This window comes from Mesorhizobium sp. M7A.F.Ca.CA.004.04.2.1 (genome assembly GCF_004022825.1).
Classification (GTDB): Bacteria; Pseudomonadota; Alphaproteobacteria; order Rhizobiales; family Rhizobiaceae; genus Mesorhizobium.
On record NZ_RZPH01001731.1, the window covers coordinates 1 to 529 of the forward strand.

Sequence of the window (529 nt, forward strand, 5' to 3'; positions counted from 1 at the left end):
GCGACAATCGGTCGGCCGTCCAGCGCAACCCCGAACCAGACCAGGCCGACCGGTTTTTCCGCCGAACCGCCGCCAGGCCCAGCGATCCCGGTGACCGCCAGGGTCAGCCCGGCGCGCGAACGGGCAAGCGCGCCTGCCGCCATTTCAATCGCAGTCTCGCGCGAAACCGCGCCATGCGCCCCGAGCGTGGCGGCGGAAACGCCGAGCATGTCCATCTTGGCTTCGTTGGAATAGGTGATGAAGCCGCGATCGATCACGGCGGACGAGCCGGCGATGTCGGTCAACGCGGCGATGATCATGCCGCCGGTGCAGCTTTCCGCCGTTGCCAGCATGATGCCGCGTCTCTGGCAGGCTTGCAGCAGGGCATTTGCCAGCTCGTTGTGGGTCATTCCGGCACCTCGCCGGGAAACACCACGCTGGCGGTGGCGATCGCCGCAATGCCTTCCTCGCGCCCGACAAAGCCGAGCTTCTCATTGGTTGTGGCCTTGATCGAGATGCGATCCGGCGTAATTGCCAGCATCTGCGAAAG

2 protein-coding genes are annotated in these 529 nt (G+C 65.8%); both read right to left on the reverse strand.

What is annotated here, in order from left to right; genetic code table 11:
• Positions 1-389, reverse strand: a 389-nt coding sequence (locus EN893_RS37265; protein WP_164901562.1) for a CinA family protein, incomplete at its 3' end; no start/stop codon positions are given.
• On the reverse strand, positions 386-529 hold a 144-nt coding region (locus tag EN893_RS37270), incomplete at its 5' end, for a 2-C-methyl-D-erythritol 2,4-cyclodiphosphate synthase (protein ID WP_206640277.1). The genes EN893_RS37265 and EN893_RS37270, both read right to left, overlap by 4 nt.